Consider the following 888-nt stretch of genomic DNA (forward strand, 5'->3'; position numbering starts at 1 on the left):
TTCTCAAGCCGAGAGCATTCGCAACATTCTAGAAAAGCAGGGTATTGGCTTAGTTGCTGAACAAGCAGAGCTCGATATGTCTAACAACAAAGGCAACCGTAACACGATAGCGGAGAACGCAGCGTAATGGAGCAGATCCTACTCAACACTTTGGGTTTGATCAGTGAGGATTGGGCCAATACCTTGATGAGATTTATGCAGCAAGGTGGCCAAATCCTATGGTGGTTGGCTGCCGTTGTAGCGGTGTGTTGGTTACTGGTTATGGAGCGAGTGGTTTACTTAACGACGGTATTTCCTAAGGTAAACAAACAGCTTCGTGAACAGTGGCTGGCACGGTCAGAGCACCACTCTTGGTATGCACATCAAATTCGCGATGGATGGATTGCAAAGGCACAAATCGAATTGCGCCAAAACCTTTCGACGATCAAGCTATTGGTGGCCATTTGTCCCATGCTTGGTCTGTTGGGTACTGTCACTGGCATGATTACCGTTTTTGACGTGATGGCCTCACAAGGAAGTAGCGATCCAAAATTGATGGCTTCGGGCATCTCTTTAGCAACGCTGCCTACTATGGCAGGTATGGTGGCGGCATTGGCGGGCATGTTTGTACATGCTCGTTTAAGCAAAGTATGTGAACGTAAAGCGATCCAATTAGAACAATCTTTAAGGAGTCAGAAGTGAGACTCGGACGCAGACCAAATCAGCAAGACGAAGCTCAAGTCGATTTAACATCGATGCTTGATATTGTATTTATCATGTTGATTTTCTTTATTGTTACCAGCTCTTTCGTGCGAGAGTCTGGCGTGGAAGTGAACCGCCCTCAAGCATCGAACGTGGTCAGTCAAAAAGACGCAGGTATTTTCATCGCCATTACGGCAGCAAACGATG

The 888-nt window shown here is 46.7% G+C and carries 2 protein-coding genes; both read left to right on the forward strand.

Translation table 11 applies throughout. The features are described from left to right. Positions 1 to 126 precede the first annotated feature (126 nt). Positions 127 to 681, forward strand: coding sequence for a MotA/TolQ/ExbB proton channel family protein (locus tag R7E78_RS25265; RefSeq protein ID WP_318058490.1), 555 nt, complete (start codon positions 127 to 129; stop codon positions 679 to 681). Then, on the forward strand, positions 678 to 888 hold a 211-nt coding region (locus tag R7E78_RS25270), incomplete at its 3' end, for an ExbD/TolR family protein (RefSeq protein ID WP_318058491.1). The genes R7E78_RS25265 and R7E78_RS25270, both read left to right, overlap by 4 nt.

Source organism: Vibrio sp. YT-19(2023) (assembly GCF_033337395.1).